Raw genomic sequence first — 24859 nt, 5'->3', positions numbered from 1 at the left:
AGTAGCAGGAGTGCTTTTGCGATGGATTCTAACCCCAGTGTTGCACCTAAAGTGGCGCAGTAAGCCGGCAAGCTGGCAAACCAAAGCGCTCTTTGCCGTACAAGAAAATAATCCTGCCACAGGCCTATTTCCTGCAACCGTTGCGGCTCTTTGCCAAGGCAAATCAGGCTTTGTTTAAATTGATGGAAACATTTGCGGCTAGCAAAAATGGTTAGCAAACTGAGCACAAAAAACAGCAATCCCCAAGGTTCTTGCTGTAAAACGGTTGAAAACTTAACTTGGCCTGCAGCAAAGAAAAGTGCCAATAACACCAGCAAAGGTCGCCACCACTGCCATGCCAAACGTCGTTGTAGAATTGCCAGCATGATTAGTCGTGATGCTCATCTTGATGTTGTCGACCGAGCAAATGCCCTAGCTTGTCAGCTTTGGTCGCCAAATACAGTGCGTTATACGGATTTTCGCCTACCTGTAAAGGCTTGCGCTCACTGATCAGCACACCAAACCCCTTCATGGCTGAAACTTTACGCGGATTATTGGTCATCAGCTTGAGTGATTTAACACCCAGATAATCCAGCATCGGCTTACAAATAGAGTAATCACGTAAGTCTGCTGCAAAGCCCAACAATTCGTTGGCCTCCACGGTATCCGCACCACCATCTTGCAACTGATACGCACGGATTTTATTTAACAGACCTATGCCGCGACCTTCTTGGCGCAAATACAGCAGTACACCCCGCCCTTCTGCAGCAATTGCTTGCAACGCCGCATGTAACTGAGCACCGCAGTCACAGCGCTGGCTAAATAAAGCATCGCCCGTCAAACACTCAGAATGCAGACGTGCGAGTACCGGCTCGCCATCGGCAATTTCACCTAGCGTCAATGCAATATGCTCTTTACCGGTTTCTTCATCTAAAAAACCATGCATGGTGAATTCAGCAAAAGGTGTGGGTAGTTTGGATGCGGCAACAAAAACGACAGCCACCAGAGAACTCCTAGGATTCTAAAAGGACTGAATTGTACTGCTTTATGGCAACAGTGTCCTGAATAAATTACAGCTTCATAGCTGTAGCTTTCTAGTCTCTTAAACTCACCTGCACAGATCCGGCACAGAACAATATCAATCTAAATGATAATGACTTGCATTAACATTTAGATTCATTTAATCTGCGTCACCTGTTAACACTCAAACAACAATCCACCACTAATAGGGACTTGCAATGACCGCAAAATTCCATCCGCTTTATGCGGCAATACTGCTCTGCACTGCCACTTCTCTTCAGGCCGCTGATAACTTACAACTCGACAAAACCACCGTAGTCAGCACGGCCGCAGGTTATGAGCAAAAAATCACTGATGCACCTGCCAGCATTTCAGTGATTAGCAACGAAGATCTACAGAGAAAACGCTACAGCAACCTAGCCCAAGCTTTAGATGACGTTGAAGGTATTGATATTAAGCAAGGCACGGGGAAAACCGGTGGGCTGAATATCAGTATTCGTGGCATGCCCAGCGAATACACCTTGATTTTGATTGATGGCCGTCGGCAAAACCCAGCAGGTGACGTCACCCCTAACGGTTTTAACGAAACCTCTACCAGCTTTATGCCGCCCATGTCGGCTATTGAGCGCATTGAGGTGATCCGCGGCCCGATGTCCACCCTGTACGGCTCCGACGCCATGGGCGGGGTGATTAATATCATCACTAAAAAAGTTTCAGCTGAGTGGCACGGCAGCGTTACCGCCGACTACACCTTGCAAGAAGAGCGTGATTTTGGTGATTCCGGTGGTACCAGCTTTTATGCCAGCGGTCCGGTGGTTGATGAGTTAGTTGGCCTGAATGTGCGCGGTAGCTTCTGGGATCGGCAGGAGTCCAAGCTCAAGTACAGTGACGGCACCCGCGTCAGCTCACGCGGCATGTCCCCCGTTTCCGGTCAGAAATTCAATATCGGTGGCCGTCTGGATTTTACTCCGACTGACAACCACGACTTTGCGCTGGATTTTGAGAAGGGGCGCCAGCGCTATGACAACGACAACTGCCAGCTAGGAACATTAGATGGAAGAGATGATAATTGCCTTCCAGGCCCAATAGTTGCGTCAGGCTACTCGGATGAATTGAAGTTTGAAAGAACTCAGTATGCTTTAAGTCATGCTGGCCGTTTTAATGCCGGAACGTTAGAAAACGCTGTAACATACAACACGACTGAAACACTAGGCCGGACCATTTTTGGCGACATCATTGGGCAATCACCAAATACTACTCACCTACCTCATGTAATTGCTGGCGACAGTCGGAAATTGAAGGGCGATGAACTGGTAATCGATACTAAGTTCGTTAGCACGCTGCTCGAAAACCACATTACTACAGTCGGCGCACAGTATCGAGACTCCCAACTCAAAGACAGTGTGGCTACTAGTACGTTCAAGCAAGAGTCAGCTGCTGCATTTGCTGAGAACGAATGGCGTTTTCATCCAGACTTTGCTCTGACTTTGGGTGGCCGAATGGATCGTCACCAAGCCTTTGGCAGTCACTTTAGTCCTCGTGCCTATCTGGTCTGGAACAGCACGGATAACTGGACATTCAAAGGTGGCGTGAGCCAGGGTTATAAAACACCAGACATCAACGACTTGCATAGCGGCATCAACGGTGCCACCAGCCAAGGGAAAACCATCACCATCGGCAACCCCGATCTTAAGCCGGAAAAAAGCACCAGTACCGAACTGGCCGCCTATTACGACAACTTTGCAGGCTTCAACGCCAATGCCACCATCTTCCATAATAAATTCAAGGACAAAATTGGGTCAGGTCCAAATATTTCCTGCCCATATAACACCAACAATGAATGCAGCCAATCCATCAATATTGGCGAGGCCGTAACCAAAGGGTTCGAATTAGCCGCTCGTTGGCAGTTCCTTGACAACTGGAGTGTTTCAGGCAACTACACCTACACCGATAGCGAACAGAAGAAAGGCAAAGACAAAGGCGCACCTCTGACCAACACTCCCAAGCATGTGGCCAATGCCACTCTGCATTGGGATACCACTGACCGCCTGAGCCTGTGGCTGAAAAACGAGTATCGCGGCAAGCGTGCACGCTTTACCTCTAAAACAGCCAATCTCGATGCCAATGAACAAGCAATCTATGGCATCTATGGAAACAAAACCAAAGCTTACAATCTGTTCCACCTAGGTGGCTCATATAAAGCAACAGACGCCCTTATCCTGAATGCCAGCATCTACAACTTGCTGGATAAAAACTTTGTTAAAGGAAAAAAATATTCGTATGTAAGTCGAGGCAAAGTTGTTGAGTCTCACGCAACTGCCTACGCCCACTCAGGCCGCTCTACCACAGGCACCGTCGAAGAAGGTCGTCGTCTCTGGCTATCTGCCACCTACGCCTTCTAACATTCGCCATAACACCGCGCGGTATCCCCGCGCGGCCGTTTATGCCCGCCAAACCACTGACTCGTCTGTGGGAGCACAACTTTAGGGGGGCATTCCACATTCCACACTCACAATCGCGCATAAGATGCGCTCCCACAAAAGCTGTACCCAAAGACCGGCAACACAGCGACCGCTCTACTGTGGGAGCGCAACTTTTGCGCGAATGAACATTCACCATAAAACTCCGCATGCACGATAAACCCCATCACGCAAAAGTTGCGCTCCAACAAAGTATCTACGTTTTAAATTCGCGCTTAGGCTTCTTGATTGGGATCAATTTACTTTCCTGCACAACTCTCTACTATCACCACATCTTGTGCCGTCAAGGCGCACAAAACACAACATACAGTGCAGAGACCCTTCATGAACGCCATTCAAATGATATTAAAAGTCAGCAAAAGAGACGGTTCTGCGCATCCGTTTAATGCTGAAAAAATCGAACGTGCCATTATCGCAGCCGCACAGGCCACGCAAGAATTTTCTACTCAAGAAGCCGCCGCGCTCTGTCAGCACGTCATCGACCAGCTCCCCCAACAAGGCACACTCGATATTGAACGCATTCAAGACGCCGTAGAAATGACACTGATGCAGGCCGGTTACTACCACACTGCCCGCGCTTACATCGTCTATCGCGAAAAACATCAACGTCTGCGCCGTGACAAGCAAGATTTGGTTGAAGTGGCGTCCTCCATGAACGAATACCTAGACCAAGAAGACTGGCGCGTTAAAGCCAACGCTAATCAAGGCTACTCTCTGGGCGGCCTGATTCTCAATGTGTCCGGCAAGGTCACCGCCAACTACTGGCTTAACGAAGTCTACAGTCCTGAAATTGGCACCGCGCATCGCAATGCTGACTTACACATTCATGATCTGGATATGCTCGCCGGCTACTGCGCTGGCTGGTCATTACGTACCCTATTAACCGAAGGGTTTAACGGTATCCCTGGGCGTGTTGAGGCCGGCCCACCCAAGCATCTCAGTAGCGCCATGGGGCAGATGGTGAACTTTCTGGGTACGCTGCAAAATGAGTGGGCCGGAGCCCAGGCCTTTAGTTCCTTTGATACCTACCTAGCACCTTATGTGCGCAAAGATAACCTGAGCTACAAGCAAGTACGGCAAAGCATGCAGGAATTTATCTACAACCTCAACGTGCCCTCGCGCTGGGGTACACAAACTCCCTTTACCAACCTGACCTTTGACTGGGTTTGCCCTGAAGATCTGCGTGAGCAAATCCCCTACATTGGCGGCGAAGAAATGCCCTTCAGCTACGGCGATTTACAGACGGAAATGGAGCTGATCAACCGCGCCTATATCGACGTCATGCAAGCAGGTGATGGGCTTGGGCGTGTATTCACCTTCCCCATTCCCACCTACAACATCACCAAAGACTTTCCGTGGGACAGCGAAAACGCCGACCGACTCTTTGCCATGACCGCACGCTATGGCCTGCCCTATTTCCAAAACTTTATTAACTCCGACATGGAGCCCAACCAAGTACGCTCTATGTGCTGCCGCTTACAACTAGATGTGCGCGAGCTACTCAAACGTGGCGGTGGGCTCTTTGGTTCGGCAGAACAAACCGGCTCTCTGGGCGTAGTGACCATTAACTGTGCGCGACTGGGTTATTTGTATCGTGGTGATTCGGCTGGACTCTACCAGCGCATGGATGAACTACTGGACATGGCCAAGCAAAGCTTAGAAGTCAAGCGTAAAGTGATTCAACAACACATGGATGCCGGACTCTACCCCTACACCAAGCGCTATCTGGGTACGTTACGTAACCACTTCTCCACTGTTGGCGTGAATGGCCTGCATGAAATGCTGCGCAATCTCACCAATGATCAAGAAGGTATGCACACCCCAGCCGGACGCGCACAGGCCATCAGGTTGCTCGATCATGTCCGCGCACGCCTAGTGGAATTTCAAGAACAAACCGGCAACCTATACAACCTCGAAGCCACACCTGCCGAGGGCACCACGTACCGTTTTGCCAAAGAAGATCAAAACCGTTTTCCAGATATTCTCCAAGCCGGCAGCCAGGATGCACCCTACTACACCAACTCATCCCAGTTACCTGTTGGCTTTACCGCAGACGCCTTTGAAGCACTGGAGCTACAGGATGAACTGCAATGCAAATACACCGGCGGCACAGTGCTGCATCTGTATATGAACGAACACATCTCATCAGTGAAAGCCTGTAAAACCCTTGTGTATACCGCACTGAGCCGCTTCCGCCTGCCCTACATCACCATCACACCCACCTTCTCGATTTGCCCAAAACATGGCTATCTATCTGGCGAGCATGAATTCTGCCCGCAGTGTGATGCCCTGTTAAAAGCAGAACTGGTTCAAGAGGCTGCTAGCTAATCACCGCGGCACAAGTATTAGCAAAAATGTGAACGCAATGCGGATTTTTTACAAATTCAGGCCTAAGTCATGTAAACCCTGTGCCGCCATAAATGACGACGCAGAGCCTAGATGGATGTACTCGCTGCGCGTTTGCGGTACTCAAACCCCAAAACCCACAACCTATCCGTATCCCAACACTACAAACACAAAACCAACCAAGAGGAAATACCCATGCAAAACCAAACCCTCCCCCTAGAACGTCGTCAACGCTGTGAGGTCTGGACCCGCGTGATGGGCTATCACCGCCCCGTCAGTGCTTTTAACAAAGGCAAGCAGTCTGAGCACCGCGAGCGCCAGCACTTTACCGAAAGCGCCAGCCGTTAACCGTGTCGCGCACTGATTTAATCCGTGTTGGGGGGCTCGTCCCCCTGACCACCATCGACTACCCCGACCATCTTTCCTGCGTGCTGTTTTGCCAAGGCTGCGCATGGCGTTGTCACTACTGCCACAATCCTGATTTGATCCCACCCACAGGCGCAGACAACATTGCTTGGTCAGAGGTATTGGAGTTTCTGCAGCGTCGCCAAGGCTTACTGCAAGCCGTAGTTTTTAGCGGTGGTGAAGCCACCTTACAGCCGCACTTAGCTCAAGCTATGCAACAGGTCGCAGATTTAGGTTTCAAAATAGGCTTGCATACCGCTGGCATTAAGCCCAGCGCTTTGGCGCAAGCACTGCCTTGGTGCGACTGGATCGGCTTTGATGTAAAAGCGCCCCAAGGTGCGGTGGATTCCATCACTCAGGTAATCGGCAGCGATGCCGCCAACTGGGACAGTTTAAGACTGTTACTCGACAGCGGCGTGGACTATGAGTGTCGCACCACGGTGCATTGGGACCTGCTCAACCCAGAGCAACTCAAACTACTCGCCGCACAACTGGCCGCTATGAGTGTTCGGCGCTGGGTGATTCAAATCGCCCGTAACGGTAATCTACTCAACCAACAACTAGCAGCAAATCAGCAGCCGCTTGAATTAGAGCAACTGTGGCAAACCCTTGGCTCAAGCTTCGCTGAGTTTGCCGTGCGCGAGCATTAACATCCGCGCACCCCCACCAAACAAAAACATCAGTCCACAAAAAACGCTTCTAATGCTTGCTCTAGTCGCTCGACCGCTACTACTTCCATGCCTGGGGGTGCCTGCTTAGAAGCATTTGCTTTGGGAATGACGGCGCGCTTGAATCCATGCTTGGCGGCTTCTTTAAGTCGCTCTTGGCCGCTAGGCACGGGTCGAATTTCGCCCGACAGACCAATTTCGCCAAACACTAACAAATCATGCGGCAAAGCTTTATTACGCAAACTCGAGATGATGGCCGCCATTAACGCCAAATCTGAGGCTGTTTCCAAAACCTTAACGCCACCTACTACGTTCAAGAAAACATCCTGATCATAGCTAGCAATACCACCATGACGGTGCAGTACTGCCAGCAGCATCGCGAGGCGGTTATAATCCAACCCCAGCGTCACGCGCCTTGGATTCGCTAAATGGCTGGTATCAACAAGCGCCTGCACCTCTACCAGCATAGGTCGCGAGCCTTCCCAAGTCGCCATCACCACACTGCCGGGCACTGCTGTTTGCGCACGGTTAAGAAAGATAGCCGAGGGGTTCGAGACTTCTTTTAAGCCGCGATCGGTCATACCAAAAACGCCCAACTCGTTAACTGCACCAAAGCGATTTTTAACCGCGCGCAGCATACGCAAACGGCCATCCGCTTCGCCCTCAAAATACAGCACGGTATCCACCATGTGTTCCAGCACCCGCGGGCCTGCCAATGAGCCTTCTTTGGTAACATGGCCGACCAGAAAAATGGCCGTATTGTTTTGTTTGGCATAACGCACCAACAGTGCCGCGCTTTCGCGCACTTGCGCCACACCACCGGGTGCTGATGCTAGCTGCTCGGTAAAAATAGTTTGGATAGAGTCAATCACCATGACCTTGGGACGTTCACGGCTAGCCACGGCAAGAATGCTTTCGATGCAGGTTTCTGTCATCACCTTCAGCTTATCCAAAGGCAACTCCAAACGCCGACCACGCATGGCGACCTGCTGCTGCGACTCTTCGCCTGTTACATAGAGTGCGGGGATATGCTCCGCGATATTGCAGAGAGTTTGCAGCAAGATAGTGGACTTACCAATGCCGGGATCGCCACCAATAAGTACGACAGAACCATCCACCAAGCCACCACCGAGTACGCGATCAAGTTCTTGGGAACGGGTAGAAAATCGGGGGATTTCTTCAACGCTGACTTGCGCGAGAGTTTTGAGTGTTACTTGCTCACCTGTCCAGCCACTACGGGTGTTTTTACTGGGACTGGGGGTTTCAATGAGCGTTTCTAAGAGCGTGTTCCATGCTCCACAGTCTGGGCACTGGCCTGCCCATTTTGGCTGGGTTGCACCACAATCGGTGCAACCATACATCCGTTTAGCTTTAGCCATTTATACCACCCTGCAAACAAACCAATAAAGCTAGGCAGTATAGAAAGCCAAAGACGCAGCCGCAAGGAAGGGAATTATTCCATAGATAAAAGCAGCTCGATTAATGTCCGCTGCCGCCACAACCGCCACAGCAACTTGAGGCTGCTGGCTTGTTTAGCTCACCCAGGAGTTGCTCACGCAACTGAGAATATTCTTGCTGAGCTTGCGCATCAGCACCTGACTGAATCTGAGTGTCTAACTGCGCGTAGCGCTGCGCTTTTTGCGCAAAAGAACTGTCGGCCATACTACGGTTAAGTAGCTTATCTGCCAGTTCTGGGTTGTCACGTAATAATGGATGATTTTCAACATTCATAGCTGCATGCTCCAGTTATTCGAAAATAATACTACATAGAGCACTAAGACAATCGACCCGCCAAACTGCACGGGTCGATTGCTTAGCTTGCGCCCTAATACTCGGGCGTAGCCTAAGCTTTCGGGCGGAAAAACCCCCTTGATGCTGATCAAGCAAAAAAAACAGATCAGCTCAACACCTCTAGCAATTCAACATCAAAAATCAATGTGCTGTGCGCTGGAATACTACCTACGCCCTGCGCACCGTAAGCCAGCTCACTCGGCACATACAAACGCCACTTGCTACCTGCCTTCATTAATTGAAGCGCCTCTGTCCAGCCAGCAATAACGCCAGAAACCGGAAACTCAGCAGGCTGACCACGCTGGTAGGAGCTATCAAAAACAGAACCATCAATTAAAGTGCCGTGGTAGTGCGTACGCACGTTAGATTCACGAGTAGGTTGAGCACCTTCACCTTCTGTCAGTACTTCGTATTGCAGTCCCGACTCAAGAGTAATGACGCCTTCTTTTTTAGCGTTTTCGGCCAAAAACTCAAGCCCAGCAGATGCTGCTTGCTCAGCTTTTACAGCAGCCTCGGCTTCCATTTGCTCGCGAATCACTGCGAAACTTGCATTTAATTCTTCTGGCGTAACCGGGCTAGGCTCGGCATTAAAGCCTGCTCGCAAACCTTCCATTACCGCCTCAATATCAGTATTTGGCGGTGGATTCTGGCGTAACTGGTCGCCCATTTGACGGCCAATACCGTAACTTACTCGCGCTTCGTCAGTGGTTAGATTTAGTTTGGACACGCTCACCTCGTTTAATGTTAGTCAATTTATGGGAATACTCTGTGTGCAGTAATCAATCCGTCACAACCCCAATCCCGCGCAATGCTAACAGATAAGCCGGATATTTTGTTTGCAAACCTTGCAAGAGAATGCACTCACTACGCCTAACCTTCAAAACCTCTAAATGAAAACATAATGTGCTACGAGTTGTTTATACCCACACCGCCAAGAACTACTTACCCCCTACCCAATAGTAGTGCTTGTACTTAATTCATTAGCTTTGTTAAGATTTCATGTTGAATTTCTGGGTATTTTTTACACGCCCCTAACTTCTACCGACTTACCTATTTAGTTAAAACTTGGAGACGCACAATGAAAGCACCCGTACGTGTTGCTGTCACAGGCGCAGCTGGTCAGATTGGCTATGCTTTATTATTCCGTATTGCCAGTGGCGAAATGCTCGGCAAGGATCAACCTGTTGTTTTGCAGTTATTGGATCTACCACAAGCACAAGACGCACTCAAAGGCGTAATGATGGAGCTGCAAGACTGTGCATTTCCACTCTTAGCTGGCATGATCGCTTCCGATGACCCAGAAGTAGCTTTCAAAGATGCACAAGTAGCTATTTTAGTAGGCGCTCGCCCACGCTCAAAAGGCATGGAGCGTGCTGACCTATTGGCTGCTAACGCAGAAATCTTCACCGTGCAAGGCCGCGCACTCAACAAAGCCGCTGCCCGCGACGTTAAAGTATTGGTAGTAGGCAACCCTGCGAACACCAACGCTTACATTGCCATGAAGTCTGCCCCAGATCTGAACCCAAAGAACTTCACCGCTATGCTGCGCTTAGACCACAACCGCGCGCTAAGCCAGGTTGCTGAGAAAACCGGTAAAGATGTTAAAGACATCAAAAACCTGTGCGTTTGGGGCAACCACAGCCCAACCATGTACGCCGACTACCGCTTTGCCACCATTAACGGCGAAAGCGTAAAAGACATGATTAACGACCAAGAGTGGAATGCTAACGTATTCCTACCTACAGTTGGTAAGCGTGGCGCAGCAATCATTGAGGCGCGCGGTCTTTCTTCTGCAGCTTCTGCGGCTAACGCTGCCATTGACCACATCCGCGACTGGTGGTTAGGTACGAACGGCGAGTGGACCACTATGGGTGTTCCTTCCGACGGTTCTTACGGTATCCCTGAAGGCACCATGTTCGGCTTCCCTGTTATTTGCGCTAATGGCGAATACGAAATCGTCCAAGGTCTAGAAATTGATGCGTTCAGCCAAGAACGCATCAACGTGACTCTGGATGAGCTAGAGCAAGAAAAGCAAGGCGTTGCACACCTGCTGTAATGACCTAGATGCCCAGCTGGCTAGCGCTAGCTGGGCTCTTTATAGCTCGATAGCCCAACTCTCTAGGCAAGCTTCTTTATGCACACCCAGACTCTGTGGCTTCTGTTCTGTATGGCCTTTATCTCTGGGGCCTTCATGCCGTTACAAGCCGGTATTAACGGCTTATTGGCTCGGGAATTATCCAGCACCCTAACCGCAGCAACCCTCTCTTTTATAATTGGCACTATAGGCCTGTTAATCGTCATGCTTTATCAGCGTGAAACCATCACCCTCAGCAGCTTAAAAAACCTTTCCTGGTGGCATTGGACCGGCGGCTTTATGGGCGCTTTTCTTGTTTTTACGGCTGCGTTCGTCGCCCCTCGTATTGGCGCTCTATTATTTATGGCTCTAGTACTGGCTGGACAATTAACGGCTGCCGTCTTGCTCGATCAGCAAGGCTGGGCCGGTTTTCGTGAAGCACCCATTAGCCTTAGCAAAACTCTTGGCTTGACGTGCATCCTCGCCGGCGTATGGCTTATACGTCGCGGCTAGCACGCACGGGAACAACACTGTGGTAGCGCGAAAAGAAATTCATCTGCGAAAAAGTTGCGCTCCAACAAATATCCACGCGAAGTCTCCAACAGCCCAGCGCAAAACATCCTTAGTCGTATTTTCTGTTAAAGTTGCTGACTTTTAACGCAAAGTTAGGCATATTTGCCCGATTGGTCGATTTTCAAGGAATACGCATGGGCAAAATATTAGTGTTACATGGCCCCAACTTAAACCTACTAGGTACACGCGAGCCCGATGTATATGGTGCCGCCACCTTGGCACACATTAACCAGAGTTTACAGCAACAAGCTCAAATCGCTGGTCACCAGTTAGAGTTTTTACAAAGCAATGCTGAGTTTCAGTTGATTGAGCGTATTCATGCCGCTAAAAACGAGCAAATCGAGTTCATTTTGTTTAATCCTGCTGCATTTACTCATACAAGTGTCGCTTTACGTGACGCATTGCTTGCGGTGAGCATCCCATTCATCGAAGTGCATCTTTCCAACGTTTTTCAACGGGAAAAATTTCGTCATCATTCCTACTTTTCAGATGTAGCCGTAGGGGTGATTTGTGGTCTCGGAGCACAAGGCTATAACCTTGCTTTGCAGGCTGCTATTGAACATATCCAACAAAAACATTAACTTGGAGTCAATCTCAATGGATATCCGTAAAGTAAAAAAACTAATCGAGCTACTTGAAGTGTCAAATATTGACGAACTGGAAATTCACGAAGGTGAAGAGTCTGTTCGCATTAGCCGTCACTCTAACAAAGTAGCTGCCGCCCCCGTATATACTCCAGCGCCTGTTGCTGCGCCTGCACCCGCTGCAGCTGCTGCGCCAGTAGCAGAAGCAGCACCTGAGCTCAAAGGTACAGTGATACGCTCACCTATGGTGGGAACCTTCTACCGCGCACCATCACCCACCTCGGGCAACTTCGTTGAAGTGGGTCAATCCGTTAAGAAAGGTGATGTTGTCTGTATTGTTGAAGCGATGAAGATGATGAACCACATTGAAACCGATGTTGGCGGCACCATTGACAGCATTCTGGTCGAGAACGGGCAACCTGTTGAGTACGACCAACCTTTATTCACCATAGTTTAATTGCTCCAGGAGTCCACAATGCTGGAAAAAGTCCTGATTGCTAACCGTGGCGAAATTGCTTTACGCATTTTGCGTGCCTGTAAAGAAATGGGCATTAAGACGGTAGCTGTTTATTCAAGTGCGGATCGCGATTTAATGCATCTATCACTGGCCGATGAGACCGTATGTATCGGGCCTGCGCCGGGCGCACAATCCTATTTACATATTCCATCCATTATTGCTGCTGCTGAGGTGACAGGCGCTACTGCGATTCACCCAGGTTATGGTTTCCTCGCTGAAAACCCAGACTTTGCTGAGCAAGTTGAAAACTCTGGCTTCACCTTTATCGGTCCCAAAGCAGATGTTATTCGCATGATGGGTGACAAGGTTGCCGCTAAAGCCGCCATGCAAGCGGCGGGTGTTCCTGTAGTTCCTGGCTCTGAAGGCGAGTTGCCTGAAGACGAGGAAGAAGCACTGCGCATTGCCCGCGAAGTTGGCTATCCTGTCATTATTAAAGCTGCCGGTGGTGGTGGTGGTCGTGGGATGCGTGTCGTGCGTAGCGAAGAAGACTTAATTCGCGCCGCCGTACATACCAGAAACGAAGCAGCTGCTGCGTTTGGTAACCCTGTTGTTTATCTTGAAAAATTCTTGGAAAACCCACGTCACGTTGAAGTTCAGGTTATGTCCGATGGTCAAGGCAATGCCGTCCATTTCGGCGACCGTGACTGCTCACTACAACGTCGTCACCAAAAGGTTATCGAAGAAGCGCCGGCTCCATTTATCGATGAAGAAGCACGCCAAAAAGTATTCGCCCGCTGCGTACAGGCCTGTAAAGATATTGGCTACCGTGGTGCAGGTACCTTTGAGTTTTTATATGAAAACGGTCATTTTTACTTTATTGAGATGAACACCCGTATTCAGGTAGAACACCCTGTAACCGAAATGATTACCGGCTTTGATTTGCTCAAAGAAATGCTCAATATTGCCGCTGGCAATCCATTGTCCATCAAGCAAAGCGATATCAAATTCCGTGGCCATGCGTTTGAGTGTCGCATTAACGCTGAAGATCCAGACAACTTCATGCCAAGTCCTGGATTTGTTAAGCATTATCACGCGCCTGGCGGTAACGGCGTGCGTATGGATTCCCATCTCTACAGCGGCTACCGCGTGCCACCTAACTATGACTCGCTGATTGGTAAGATCATTACTTGGGGTGAAACACGCGAAGAGGCGATGGGCAGAATGCGCAACGCTCTGGATGAAATCATCATTGATGGCATCAAGACCAACGTTCCTCTGCATCGCGATCTAATGAATGACAAAGGCTTTATGAAAGGTGGTGTGAACATTCATTATCTCGAGAAAAAGCTCAAGATGTAATTGCTCGCTCAATGTGCTTGTAGTGTGGGCAGTCTATAAGCTGCTCACGCTACACACATCAATACCTTCCCCATGCACTCCTCTTCACCAAGCGCGAAAAAGTTACGCGCCTACCAAAAACTGCGTTCCAAAGCACCGCTCTTGTGGGAGCGCAGCTTCTGCGCGATGCGAACGATAAAACCAACTCAAGCGCTACCTGTTAAGGAACCTCTGAATAACGTTACCGAGGACGCTAACACAAGGCAAAAACGTGCGAAAAAGCGCAGTTTACACCGAGTAAATGAGCATTTTGAGTACGTTTTTAACGCAGTGGTAGCTACGCAGGTAGTTATTCAGAGGCTTCTTAATCCTAATCGCCCAAAAGTTGCGCTCCTGTAGGTTTTCAACAGGCGTTGCAACAGCAATTAAGTCTGGCGGCGGGCGGTTTTTCGTAGATCTTCTGCGCTGATAAAGCCAACAACCGAATCTCGGCTTCCTGATTGTGGGCTGTTAAAGATGTGCGGCTTAATCTTGCCGATGACATGCATTTCACAGGGTTTGCAATCAAACTTCAGCGTTAATACTTCATCGCCATGCATCAACTGCATATCACTTACTTTATTCTGTACACCGGTATAGCCTTTAGCCTGCTTGGGGCACAGATTAAAAGAGTAGCGCAGGCAATGCTTGGTTATCATCACCGGCACATCACCCTTCTGCTCGTGCGCTTCATAGGCCGCCTCAATCAGCTGAACACCATACTGATGGTAAAACTCGCGCGCTTTGGCGTTATACACGTTAGCTAAAAAAGATAACTGTGTATCTGGGTAAACCGGTGGTGGCGTGCTTACCGCTTTGCGTCCACCTCGAGGGCGTGCTACTAAACGCGCTTGCTCAAGTCGTTCAATCGCCTCGCGGCGCAAAGTTTTTAATTGTGATGCCGGAATAAACCAAGCCTGCGCCGCATCTACTTGCACTGATTCGCTATGATAAATGGTGTTACCTAACTGGCTAAACAGCTCTTCCAATTGCTGCAGGCTTTTTTGCGCATCTTTCGCAACCCCAAAAGGACCAGCCAGCTCAACGACCGCAGCAGCACCCTCCTCACTCTCCACTCTTGCCAACAGACGTTCAGCATCCAACTGCAATTGCCAGCGTACGAATACGCGTCGTTCAGCAGACTTTTTCGTGAGCGCTTGCTGCCAGTTGTGATCCATATTGCGATTGAGTGCACAGGGTAGTTTCATCCGTGCAAACTCTGCCGGCATTTCATTAGGTACCAACTGATACTGCCAAAACTCCTGACCGTCTTGTTCATACCGCACCAGCTGCTGCACGGTATTCACGCGAAATCCAATAACCTCACGTTTATGCAACACATTCAAACCGTCACCGTTGGCTAAAGGCACTGTTGTCTGCACCTGCAGGGATTTTTTGCCTGCGGTTAAAATTTCGCCCACTGGCAAACCGACAAATTTGGGCGAATCAAAAGCGCCAATATCTGTTTTACGTTCATTAACAAAGTAATCCGTGCTGCCGCGATGAAAGCTTTGCTCTGGGTCAGGGGTAAAGAAGTGTTCGGTAACGCCACTAGAGGCACGCACTAATTCAGGGCGCTCCGTCAAGATGGCATCGAGCAACTGACGGTAATGAGCGGTGATATTTTTCACATAGCCCATATCCTTGTAGCGCCCCTCGATCTTAAAGGAGCGCACGCCTGCATCGACTAGGTGATGTAAATTGGCTGTCTGATTATTATCCTTCATAGACAACAAGTGTTTCTCAAAGGCGACTACACGCCCTTGATCATCTTTAAGAGTGTAAGGCAACCGGCAAGCCTGTGAGCAATCCCCACGGTTTGCGCTGCGCCCAGTTTGCGCGTGGGAAATATTGCACTGCCCTGAAAAGGCTACACATAATGCGCCATGAATAAAAAACTCAATGCTTGCGTCTACTGACTGGCTAATGGTTTGAATTTCTTGCAAGTTCAACTCTCGCGCCAGCACTAATTGTGAAAACCCCACTTGCGATAAAAACTGTGCCTTTTCTAATGTGCGGATATCACACTGGGTACTGGCGTGTAGCTCAATCGGCGGAATGTCTAGCTGTAACACGCCCATGTCCTGCACGATTAATGCATCGACGCCTGCATCGTACAGCTGGTTAATCTGCTGCTGCGCTGGCTCAAGCTCATCGTCATGCAAAATGGTATTCAGCGTGACAAATACCTTGGCGTGATAGCGGTGAGCAAACTCCGTTAATCTTGCAATATCAACCACCGAGTTACTGGCATTATGACGTGCACCAAAGCCTGGCCCACCGATATACACCGCATCAGCACCATGCAAAATAGCTTGTTGCGCGATTTCCACATCGCGTGCAGGACTTAATAATTCTAAATGATGGGCAGGTAAAGACATAAGTAACAAAACACTCAATAATAAAAGCGTAGGAAGGATTATAAAAAATTATCGCGCAGTCGATCATACAGGCATATGACGGCCGGGGCATATTGTTAAAGCGACTGTTGGAGCAATGCTTTGGAACGCAACCCTCGGTAGGAACAGGTCATACCTGCGACAGCTGTGTGTTAGACGGCACGGTGTTGGCAGGTGTAGCAACACGCGTAACAGTTTTGGTGGGAGCACAACTTTTGCGCGATTGGGATTAACCTGCAGCACTGAAGCTTACTGCTCGTCCCCATCGCCAGAAGCAGGTGGATTTTCCGGCAGCATTTGCGTTGGTTTTATCGCTCGCATCGCGCAGAAGCTGCGCCCCCACAAGAACGGTGCTCCCACAAGGCTATCTGCACAGATTAATTCGCTTTATAGCAGCAAAAATTATTACGGCCTGCCTGTTTAGCCTGATACATTGCACTGTCCGCACAGTCAATAAGCTCATCGGGGGTTTGCGCATCACTTGGAAACAGCGCCACACCAACCGAAGCTGAGATACTCACGCTGACATGCTCTAGTTGAAATGGCTGCGCCAATGAATGAACAATTTTCTTGGCCACATGCTGCGCCGCAGAACGCTCTAAAATGCCTGCCAGCGTCACAGTAAACTCATCTCCACCAAGACGCGCAACATTGTCCGTATCGCGCACACAGGCTGACAACCTCTTGGCCGCTTTCACCAGTAACTCATCGCCCGTAGCATGGCCGTACTCATCATTGACCGCCTTAAAGCCATCCAAGTCGATATAAAGCAAAGCCAGCAAGGTGTTTTCCTGCGCTGCGGTTGCAATGGCTTTTTGTAACTCTTTAATAAACAACTCACGATTAGGCAAATTGGTCAGGCTATCGTGGTGGGCCTGATGCCATATCTGTTTATCTTGTAATTTACGTTCAGTAATGTCTTCTTTTACCGCAACAAAATGAGTAACAACCCCGTCTTCATTTTTAATCGGTGATATACGTGCCATTTCCCAGAACAGTTGACCGTTTTTAGCTTTGTTAAGCACTTCACCCTGCCATACATGACCACATTTTAGGGCTTGCCACATTTGCTGGTAAGTTTCTGGCTTGGTTTGTCCTGACTGCCAAATACGTGGATTTTTACCAATCACCTCTTCGGCTTGATAACCGCTCATAGCCTCGAAACTTGGGTTTACATACTCAATAACACCATCAATATCAGTAATAATGGCCGCTGCTGGAATATGCTCCACCGCACTCGACAACTTAAGCAGTTGCGCTTCGGCTTTTTTACGCTCGGTGATATCACTAAAACTCACTACCGCACCCAGTACACGCCCCTCAACAAACAATGGGTGCGAGCGATATTCAACTGGAAAACTACTGCCATCCATGCGCCAAAAAATATCCGTATCGTCATGGATGATGCGCCCTGAGCGCAACGTGTCATACAGCGGACAATCATCGAATTCGTGCATTTGACCATCCGCCATGCTGTGGTGAATCACGTCGTGCACTGATTTACCCAATAATTCTTCAGCCTTGTGCATACCCAACAAACGTATGGCTTCAGGGTTAACCAGAGTGCACAAGCCTTGCCCATTCATACCGATAATCCCTTCACCGGTAGACTCTATAAACAAGCGCAACTGAGCTTCTGCTTGCGTGCGCTCACTCACTTCTGTACGTAACTCAGCGGTACGCTGCTCCACCAGTTTCTCGGTCTGTATTTTAGCCGTTTCTAGCGTCAGCAGTTGATGACGGTAACGTGACAGGGTAACTAACGTCAGCATGGACAGTATTAACCAAACAAGCATATGCGTCAGACCAATACTTCTGAGCTGCTCCGTTTCTGCCAAGAACAACGGCTCAACCGGAAAAGAGACACTCAGTCCGCCGCGGATATCACCCAGCTTATAACCTTGATGCTCATGGCATTTTAGACACAGCTTTTCAACATGCAGAGGTGCGATAAAGCGAAAGGAAGCATCACGTCCTTGACCTATAATTTCACTTACGTCTTGCGCTTTATGCTCAAACTTTTCCAGTTGCACGCGCTCCCAAACATCTGGTTGATTATTGGGATTAAGCGGTTGCAAACTGGTTAAATTCAAACGCAACCCACTCAGAGCCTCTACCACACCAGTAAGCTGGCGTGTCATATAGGCTGGGTTGATCAGGGTGAGCGCTTTACCCGAAGGGGTAGAGATATCGCGCTCGGGTATTATTAGATAGGGATTAGGTGGCGTGACTTCATCAACAGGGGCATAGACCCCGCCGTGCTGTGTATTCCATAAACGCACGGATTCAACCATCTTAAACACAAAGTAGGCGCGGTCATTAGCTAGATGAAACACCTTGTGCTCCACCTGTGCGCGGTTCCACATAAAAGAACCCAGCACCAGAGCGGCCCAAAGCAAAATGGGAATGGGCCAGTAACGATACTGCAGGATAATCTTTTTCAATGAGCTAAAACCCCAGCATGAAAAGCCTATCTACTGACGCATCCATTGCATACACAGCTTAGCTTCGAAAAAATTCAGACAAAGCAATAACAATCGTGCAGTTTTGTATACTTTCAAAGTATTTTACTTTTTTTATTATGGTAAAACCAGATTTAAATCAAATAGCCTTGGGTTAGCCAACAGTAAAAAATGTATTCTTCAACTCACTACGTGCAAGCTATTTTCCCACACTACTAACCTGTTTAACTGCCTGAACAGCTCTGCGGCATACTGCGAATTATTTCAATCAATGCATTTAAGGCATCGGTAGCGGTAAAGATACCCAGAAACTGACCATCTTCCAGAACAATCACACTGCCTATTTTGTTCTCAGACATAAGAAACGCCACCTCATCCAGCGCAGCGGTGGAACTCACGGTTAAAGGTTCAGGTGACATTATATCGCCTGCACTTACTTGAAATCTTTCCGCCAACGACAAGCCGGCACACAGACGTACATCACGATCGCTGATCACGCCCACTGCCACACCATCGCGCAAAACGGGTAAGTGACGAATTGCATGCTCACTCATCAATGTATTCAGCTCTTCTATGTTCATGTCTTCGGTGACAGTAATGGGGTCAGGGGTGGTAAATTCATCAACAGGCATATTGGCTGGTAACATGATAGTTCTCCTAAAACGAATCTACAATTTTATAGAGTAGCCAGATTAACCGATCTGCACTTATAAGGCATTACATTGAGATAATTTTGCCCTGGGTTGGTCCGGCTGCCGCACAATACTTACGTTAAAGACCTAGCGTTAGCAATAGAGCGGCAAGCACTGACTCCCTGCCAATCTTCCAATTCTAGTTCTGGCTTTTGCGAGCAAAAGCGTGCGTACAAGGCTATTCCTTGCTCATCTTCGAGGATATCAAGCTGAATACCTCGCTCCTGCAAGAATACTTCAGTGCCCGAAGCATTGGTAACGTCACCAACGACCACGCGGTTAAAGCCACGTAAAGACAACAACGTTGCGCAAACCTCGCAGGGACTCAGACTGGTATAAAGCGTGGTGTCACTAAAATCAATTCGCCCTGCATCCTTGATTGCCGATGTTTCACCATGGCTGTACGGATGGTTATCTTGCACCAACGTGTTATGACCCTTGCCAAGGATTTGCTTGGTCGTGTTATCTACTATTACCGCACCAATTGGGCAGCCGCCTTCGTCATAGCTCTTTTGCGCCAGCAACACAGCAATACGCATAAAGTCGTCATCTGTTAAACTCTGCGCAAAGTCCTTATCCATTAAAACAGCCAAGCTGCTGGTTGGCATATGGGCGATGGCTCTTAATGCCTGCTCGGTTTTAACGCTTTTTTGATTTAGAAGAGCTTTCATAGGTATCGCGTACACGTCCTTATTTTATAAATACTGCAGCCATAACGGTCACAGTATCAAGAAGCCTCTGAATAACTACCTGCGTAGCTACCACTGCGTTAAAAACGTACTCAAAATGCTCATTTACTCGGTGTAAACTGCGCTTTTTCGCACGTTTTTGCCTTGTGTTAGCGTCCTCGGTAACGTTATTCAGAGGTTCCTCAACTTAATTTATTTGGCTAAAATCAACCGCTGGTAAGCATTCAAAGCCCGGGCTGGCAAACAGGTAGCCCTGCATTAGCTCAATGCCAGCGTCGCGTAGCCAGCGCATCTCGCCTTGGGTTTCGACACCTTCAGCCAAGGGGCGGATATTGAGATCTGAAAAAATGTTTAAGCAGTTTCTAATGATAGATTGCCGTGATACGTCTTGATCGATATTACGAATCAGCTCCATATCAAACTTCACAATATTGGTCTGGAAATCTGCCAACAAACCCAAGCCTGCATAGCCTGAACCAAAGTCATCAATAGCCGTTTTAAAGCCAGATTGTTTATAGAACTCAACAATTTGCTTAATGAAATCGCTGTCTTCAATTCTCTCAACCTCGGTAAACTCAAACATGATTTTATCGGTTGAGAAACCGTATTTTTCAGCCGCTTCTAACGTGGTACGAATACAGCGCTCAGGTCTGTAGATAGCATTGGGTAGAAAATTAATACTCAGCATCGAATCAAGTTTTAGTTTGGCGGCCAACGCAATTGCTTTAACGCGGCACAGCTGATCAAATAAGTAACGGTTATCATCGTTTACTTTGGAGATAATGGAGTAAGCGGACTCATTATTTAAGCCACGAACCAAGGCTTCATAACCAAAAATTTGCTTAACTTTGCAGTTTATAATGGGTTGAAATGCCATGGTGAAATCAAAATCCAAGCTGCCTTTATCTGCGCATTTATTACACGAAAACCTATCATAGATTATGGGCTCTTCGTTCATTCTCTCGACCTTATTCACTGATACATTCAAACAGAGCGCTGACATATTGCACAGCATCACTTTCAGAGCCTAGCTTAACATCAACTTGATTGTATGCGCGCCGATTTACGTAGCCAAATCCATTCAATTAAGCAACAAGCTTGAGTCTATGGGAATAAATTTGCTTGCCGCCTGGATTAATGAATCCGCGGTTAGCTTTTTAACGCCATAGACCTCTACCGCAGTGTCTTTTTTGCGTCTTATTCTCTCGACCAGCAAATCAAAATCACCATCACCCGATACTAAAACAACCGTATCACTTAGCTCGGCAAACTCCATGGCATCCAGCGCCAGGCCCACATCCCAGTCACCCTTTGCAGAGCCATCGGCGCGCTGTATATAGGGCTTTAGCTTTACTTCAAAACCGATAGCTTTGAGAATATTTTGAAATTGCTTTTGTTTTTCGTCTCCACGCTCAATCGCATAAGCAACGGCTTTTACCACCTTTCTGTTATGGGTCGCATGAGCCCAAAATTTGTTGTAATCAAAGTTGCGACCAAAGGCTTGCCGGGTTGTGTAGTAGACGTTTTGCACATCCACCAAAATAGATACTGTTTGCATCGTGACCCCATGGGTTAAAAATCTGCACGGTTAAGGAACCTCTGAATAACGTTACCGAGGACGCTAACACAAGGCAAAAACGTGCGAAAAAGCGCAGTTTACACCGAGTAAATGAGCATTTTGAGTACGTTTTTAACGCAGTGGTAGCTACGCAGGTAGTTATTCAGAGGCTTCTTAAGCGCGTTCAGCGTAATTGACTGTCTTTACTGCCTCGACGATTAATACCGCCCACGGCAACCTCGTCCTGCTCAGCGGCTGATTGACAGGTTATGCACAGCCGCACGCCCGGAACTGCGGCGCGTCTTGCTTCTGGAATGCTGGCATCACAATCCTCACAAACCTGAGCGCTTTCTCCAGATTGTAAATTACTTCTTGCTTGCTGCACTGCATCTTCAATACTGGCGTCGATTTGATCCTGCACTGCACCATCACGTGTCCAACCGCTTGCCATATCTAGCTCCTAAATCGTACCAAGCTCAACTTAAGTTTACACATAACCGATCAGCCAAGTCGCACTCAAACCCAATCACCCCCCTGCCTAAGTGCTTATTGCAGACCAATGACTAAGCAGTACACTCATCGTAAGGAGCACTGCTATGACTACTCAGCCGTACGACATTCAGCCACTGCGTAAAAGCGACCTACTCGCGGCGGCAAAGCTTTGTGCTGAGGCCATGCGCGATAATCCTATTCACATTAGAGTGTTTGGTACTGTTGCCACATTACGCCAGCAGCGGCTGCAGCGCTTTTTTCCGGGAATGCTCAACTACCTGTACCGCAAAGGGTATTTGTATGGGATTTTTAACGATGAGTGTTTGATTGGTGTACTGGGCATGTTACCTCCGGGGCACTGCCAGCCCTCAATGCTCGACTTGCTGCGCCTGCTGCCAACTCTACTGACCTCAAATAGCCCTGCCGGTACGGCGCGGCTGGTTGCGTGGCTAAGTACCTGGGCTCGCATCGACCCAACCACACCCCACTGGCACCTTGGTCCACTGTCGGTAGCGCCCGCATGGCAAGGACAGGGCATCGGCACACAACTGATTGAGTTTGCCTGCAGCCAAGGCCAGGAGGACAACCTCTACCTAGAAACAGACAAACAAAGCAACGTTGAACTCTATGCAAAATTCGGCTTTTCTACTCTAGCCACACTGACCACCCTAGACATTCCCAGCTGGGTGATGATGCGTCACGCTGCCCAGCAAGACACCTAAACGCAGCAGTGTCTACCTGAGCGCTAAGGGACTATCTTCAAGATCTCTCGCTCCTCAAGGCACTCATGGGAACCCATTTCAAACTCGCGACAAATCCAAGGACGGTTTTCGTAAATAGTGCAGCTGTAAGTTTCGCGGTCCAGCGCAGAACACCAGCCATCGGCTAAACGCAGCATGGTTTCCCCACCCCACTCATCAACCGCAATATGCTCCTCAGGAACACCTGTTTGGCTAATGAGTATAACTTCTAAACGGCAACAGCACGCTCGGCAATTGGCACAACTGATTCCGTTTGTATCAGTTTTAGCTGGATTATTAATAATAAGTACGCTCAGGTTATAAATTCGCTGCAATAACATAGCTTAAGGACGTTATATTAAAATGCATCCGTCACCGCACCCTCAGAAGCAGAACCAACCGTTTTGGCGTATTTAGCTAACACACCGCGCTTGACGTTGGGTTCTGGGGCTTGCCATGCGCTCAAGCGTTGCTGCATTTCTTCTGCCGAGACAAGTAAATTAATTTCATCCTTTTCAGCGTCAATCACAATAGTGTCCCCGTCTTCAATAACAGCGATCGGTCCACCTACCATAGCTTCGGGCGTGATGTGCCCAACAACAAAACCATGACTGCCACCCGAAAAACGACCGTCGGTAATTAACGCTACTTCATTACCTAGGCCGCGCCCCATAATGGCTGAGGTGGGCGAAAGCATTTCACGCATACCCGGGCCGCCCTTAGGACCTTCGTAACGAATCACCACCACATCACCGGCAACCACTGCACCTGATAAGATAGCGGCCATGGACTCCTCTTCTGAATTAAACACCCGCGCTTTACCAGTGAATTTCATCCCTTCTTGCCCACTGATTTTGGCTACCGCGCCGGTTGGAGCAAGACTGCCACGCAGAATACGTAAATGACTGTCCGCTTTTAACGGCTTATCAAATGGCATAATGATTTTCTGTCCCGGAGGATAGTCTTCTACACCCGCAAGGTTTTCAGCCAGTGTTTTACCGTTGACGGTTAAGCAGTCGCCATGCAACAACCCCTTGTCCAGCAAGCGCTTCATTAAGGGTGCGATACCCCCAATCTCAATCAGGTCAGACATCAGGTAGCGACCCGATGGGCGCAGGTCAGCTAATACAGGCACACGCTTGCCAATTTCGGTGAAGTCATCAATCGTCAGCTCGACACCGACCGCATCTGCCATGGCTAATAAATGCAGCACAGCATTGGTTGAGCCGCCAAAGGCAATCACCACAGTAATGGCGTTTTCAAAAGCTTGGCGCGTCATGATATCGCTGGGTTTAACATTGTTCTCAATCAGCCAGCGAATAGCTTGTCCAGCATGCTGGCAATCTGTACGCTTTTCAGCAGACACCGCCTCTTGAGCAGAACTGCCCGGCAGACTCATGCCCAAGGCTTCAATCGCAGACGCCATGGTGTTTGCTGTATACATCCCACCACAAGACCCGGGCCCTGGAATGGCGCTTTTTTCAATGGCAATAACCTCTACTTCGCTTAAATCACCACGCGCATTAGCACCCACAGCCTCAAACACGGATACAATATCGGTGTGGTTTTTACCGGGTTTGATCGTGCCGCCATAAATAAATAATGAGGGGCGGTCTAAGCGCGCCATAGCTATTAAGCAACCCGGCATATTCTTATCACACCCCCCTAGGGTAATTAACGCATCAAAACCTTGGCAGCCAACAACGGTTTCCACCGAGTCGGCAATCACCTCGCGTGACACTAGGGAATATTTCATGCCCTGATAACCATTAGCGATGCCGTCAGAGATGGTGATGGTGTTGAAAATCACCGGCTTAGCATCTACGCCATACACACCCTTGGCCACCTCATCGGCTAAACCATTGATATGTATATTGCAGGGTGTTACTTGACTCCAAGTCGAAGCAATACCGACCTGCGGACGTTGAAAGTCTTTATCCTCAAAACCGACCGCACGCAGCATGGAACGTGCCGGAGCTTTTTGAATGCCATCGACCAAAACGGAAGAATATTTTCTGTTGGTATCATCTTTTGTAGTCATGTTCGCTCCAATAGCACGCAGTTAATTGGCCA

At 48.8% G+C, this 24859-nt stretch carries 24 protein-coding genes; 11 read left to right on the top strand and 13 right to left on the bottom strand.

The window, feature by feature from the left end; genetic code table 11:
* Positions 1–16: 16 nt before the first annotated feature.
* Complete coding sequence (locus QEZ41_RS07845) at positions 17–178, top strand: hypothetical protein (RefSeq protein WP_289410853.1); 162 nt, start codon at positions 17–19, stop codon at positions 176–178.
* A 189-nt stretch (positions 179–367) separates the two neighbouring features.
* On the opposite strand, the gene ribA is transcribed toward QEZ41_RS07845, so the two are convergent.
* Positions 368–982, bottom strand: coding sequence for a GTP cyclohydrolase II (gene ribA / locus QEZ41_RS07840; RefSeq protein ID WP_289410852.1), 615 nt, complete (start codon positions 980–982; stop codon positions 368–370).
* A 235-nt stretch (positions 983–1217) separates the two neighbouring features.
* Here ribA and QEZ41_RS07835 point away from each other — a divergent pair, with 235 nt between their 5' ends.
* The 4 genes from QEZ41_RS07835 to QEZ41_RS07820 all read left to right on the top strand — a co-directional run bounded on the left by QEZ41_RS07835 (position 1218) and on the right by QEZ41_RS07820 (position 6880).
* Entirely contained in the window at positions 1218–3401 is a 2184-nt protein-coding gene (locus QEZ41_RS07835) for a TonB-dependent receptor domain-containing protein (protein WP_289410851.1), read from the top strand.
* A gap of 402 nt (positions 3402–3803) precedes the next feature.
* The gene (locus QEZ41_RS07830) at positions 3804–5807 is read left to right on the top strand and encodes a ribonucleoside triphosphate reductase (RefSeq protein ID WP_434556804.1); all 2004 of its coding nucleotides are present in this window, start codon (positions 3804–3806) and stop codon (positions 5805–5807) included.
* A 213-nt stretch (positions 5808–6020) separates the two neighbouring features.
* Entirely contained in the window at positions 6021–6173 is a 153-nt protein-coding gene (gene nrdD, locus QEZ41_RS07825) for an anaerobic ribonucleoside-triphosphate reductase (protein ID WP_289410930.1), read from the top strand.
* Between the two features lie 2 nt (positions 6174–6175).
* Entirely contained in the window at positions 6176–6880 is a 705-nt protein-coding gene (locus QEZ41_RS07820; protein ID WP_289410850.1) for an anaerobic ribonucleoside-triphosphate reductase activating protein, read from the top strand.
* A gap of 29 nt (positions 6881–6909) precedes the next feature.
* Here QEZ41_RS07820 and radA read toward each other — a convergent pair whose 3' ends face one another.
* From radA to bamJ, 3 genes are all read right to left on the bottom strand, one after another.
* The gene (radA, locus tag QEZ41_RS07815) at positions 6910–8277 is read right to left on the bottom strand and encodes a DNA repair protein RadA (RefSeq protein WP_289410849.1); all 1368 of its coding nucleotides are present in this window, start codon (positions 8275–8277) and stop codon (positions 6910–6912) included.
* A 100-nt stretch (positions 8278–8377) separates the two neighbouring features.
* Positions 8378–8629 (bottom strand): hypothetical protein, encoded by a 252-nt coding sequence (locus QEZ41_RS07810; protein ID WP_289410848.1) that lies wholly within the window; start codon positions 8627–8629, stop codon positions 8378–8380.
* 166 nt (positions 8630–8795) lie between these two features.
* Entirely contained in the window at positions 8796–9416 is a 621-nt protein-coding gene (gene bamJ, locus QEZ41_RS07805; protein WP_289410847.1) for a BamJ family beta-barrel-assembly machinery protein, read from the bottom strand.
* A gap of 351 nt (positions 9417–9767) precedes the next feature.
* Here bamJ and QEZ41_RS07800 point away from each other — a divergent pair, with 351 nt between their 5' ends.
* From QEZ41_RS07800 to accC, 5 genes are all read left to right on the top strand, one after another.
* On the top strand, positions 9768–10745 hold the full coding sequence (locus QEZ41_RS07800) for a malate dehydrogenase (protein ID WP_289410845.1): 978 nt from the start codon (positions 9768–9770) through the stop codon (positions 10743–10745).
* A 78-nt stretch (positions 10746–10823) separates the two neighbouring features.
* Positions 10824–11276: a DMT family transporter gene (locus QEZ41_RS07795; protein ID WP_289410844.1), complete on the top strand. Its 453-nt coding sequence runs from the start codon at positions 10824–10826 to the stop codon at positions 11274–11276.
* A gap of 194 nt (positions 11277–11470) precedes the next feature.
* A complete protein-coding gene (aroQ, locus tag QEZ41_RS07790) occupies positions 11471–11917 on the top strand; it encodes a type II 3-dehydroquinate dehydratase (protein WP_289410843.1) in 447 nt (148 codons plus the stop codon).
* 16 nt (positions 11918–11933) lie between these two features.
* Positions 11934–12377 (top strand): acetyl-CoA carboxylase biotin carboxyl carrier protein, encoded by a 444-nt coding sequence (gene accB / locus QEZ41_RS07785; protein WP_289410842.1) that lies wholly within the window; start codon positions 11934–11936, stop codon positions 12375–12377.
* Between the two features lie 18 nt (positions 12378–12395).
* A complete protein-coding gene (accC, locus tag QEZ41_RS07780) occupies positions 12396–13736 on the top strand; it encodes an acetyl-CoA carboxylase biotin carboxylase subunit (RefSeq protein WP_289410841.1) in 1341 nt (446 codons plus the stop codon).
* A 404-nt stretch (positions 13737–14140) separates the two neighbouring features.
* On the opposite strand, the gene QEZ41_RS07775 is transcribed toward accC, so the two are convergent.
* From QEZ41_RS07775 to QEZ41_RS07745, 7 genes are all read right to left on the bottom strand, one after another.
* Positions 14141–16135, bottom strand: coding sequence for a peptidase U32 family protein (locus QEZ41_RS07775; protein ID WP_289410839.1), 1995 nt, complete (start codon positions 16133–16135; stop codon positions 14141–14143).
* 395 nt (positions 16136–16530) lie between these two features.
* The gene (locus tag QEZ41_RS07770) at positions 16531–18597 is read right to left on the bottom strand and encodes a diguanylate cyclase domain-containing protein (RefSeq protein ID WP_289410838.1); all 2067 of its coding nucleotides are present in this window, start codon (positions 18595–18597) and stop codon (positions 16531–16533) included.
* A gap of 242 nt (positions 18598–18839) precedes the next feature.
* Positions 18840–19262 (bottom strand): CBS domain-containing protein, encoded by a 423-nt coding sequence (locus QEZ41_RS07765; RefSeq protein ID WP_289410837.1) that lies wholly within the window; start codon positions 19260–19262, stop codon positions 18840–18842.
* A gap of 119 nt (positions 19263–19381) precedes the next feature.
* Positions 19382–19978, bottom strand: a complete 597-nt coding sequence (locus tag QEZ41_RS07760; protein ID WP_289410835.1) for a nucleoside deaminase — start codon at positions 19976–19978, stop codon at positions 19382–19384.
* Between the two features lie 205 nt (positions 19979–20183).
* Positions 20184–20954, bottom strand: coding sequence for an EAL domain-containing protein (locus QEZ41_RS07755; protein ID WP_289410834.1), 771 nt, complete (start codon positions 20952–20954; stop codon positions 20184–20186).
* A 123-nt stretch (positions 20955–21077) separates the two neighbouring features.
* The gene (locus QEZ41_RS07750; RefSeq protein ID WP_289410832.1) at positions 21078–21554 is read right to left on the bottom strand and encodes a LabA-like NYN domain-containing protein; all 477 of its coding nucleotides are present in this window, start codon (positions 21552–21554) and stop codon (positions 21078–21080) included.
* 184 nt (positions 21555–21738) lie between these two features.
* A complete protein-coding gene (locus QEZ41_RS07745; RefSeq protein ID WP_289410831.1) occupies positions 21739–22005 on the bottom strand; it encodes a DksA/TraR family C4-type zinc finger protein in 267 nt (88 codons plus the stop codon).
* A 145-nt stretch (positions 22006–22150) separates the two neighbouring features.
* Here QEZ41_RS07745 and QEZ41_RS07740 point away from each other — a divergent pair, with 145 nt between their 5' ends.
* Positions 22151–22768 carry a GNAT family N-acetyltransferase gene (locus tag QEZ41_RS07740; RefSeq protein WP_289410830.1) on the top strand — a complete coding sequence of 206 codons (618 nt, stop codon included), beginning with the start codon at positions 22151–22153 and terminating at the stop codon, positions 22766–22768.
* A gap of 23 nt (positions 22769–22791) precedes the next feature.
* On the opposite strand, the gene QEZ41_RS07735 is transcribed toward QEZ41_RS07740, so the two are convergent.
* Positions 22792–23127: a YkgJ family cysteine cluster protein gene (locus tag QEZ41_RS07735; protein ID WP_289410828.1), complete on the bottom strand. Its 336-nt coding sequence runs from the start codon at positions 23125–23127 to the stop codon at positions 22792–22794.
* 17 nt (positions 23128–23144) lie between these two features.
* Positions 23145–24827: a dihydroxy-acid dehydratase gene (gene ilvD, locus QEZ41_RS07730; protein ID WP_289410827.1), complete on the bottom strand. Its 1683-nt coding sequence runs from the start codon at positions 24825–24827 to the stop codon at positions 23145–23147.
* Positions 24828–24859 lie beyond the last annotated feature (32 nt).

The organism is Thiopseudomonas acetoxidans (genome assembly GCF_030362935.1).
GTDB lineage: Bacteria > Pseudomonadota > Gammaproteobacteria > Pseudomonadales > Pseudomonadaceae > Thiopseudomonas > Thiopseudomonas acetoxidans.
The sequence above is the reverse complement of the archived record's forward strand: the minus strand, read 5'-3'. Positions and strand labels throughout refer to the sequence as shown.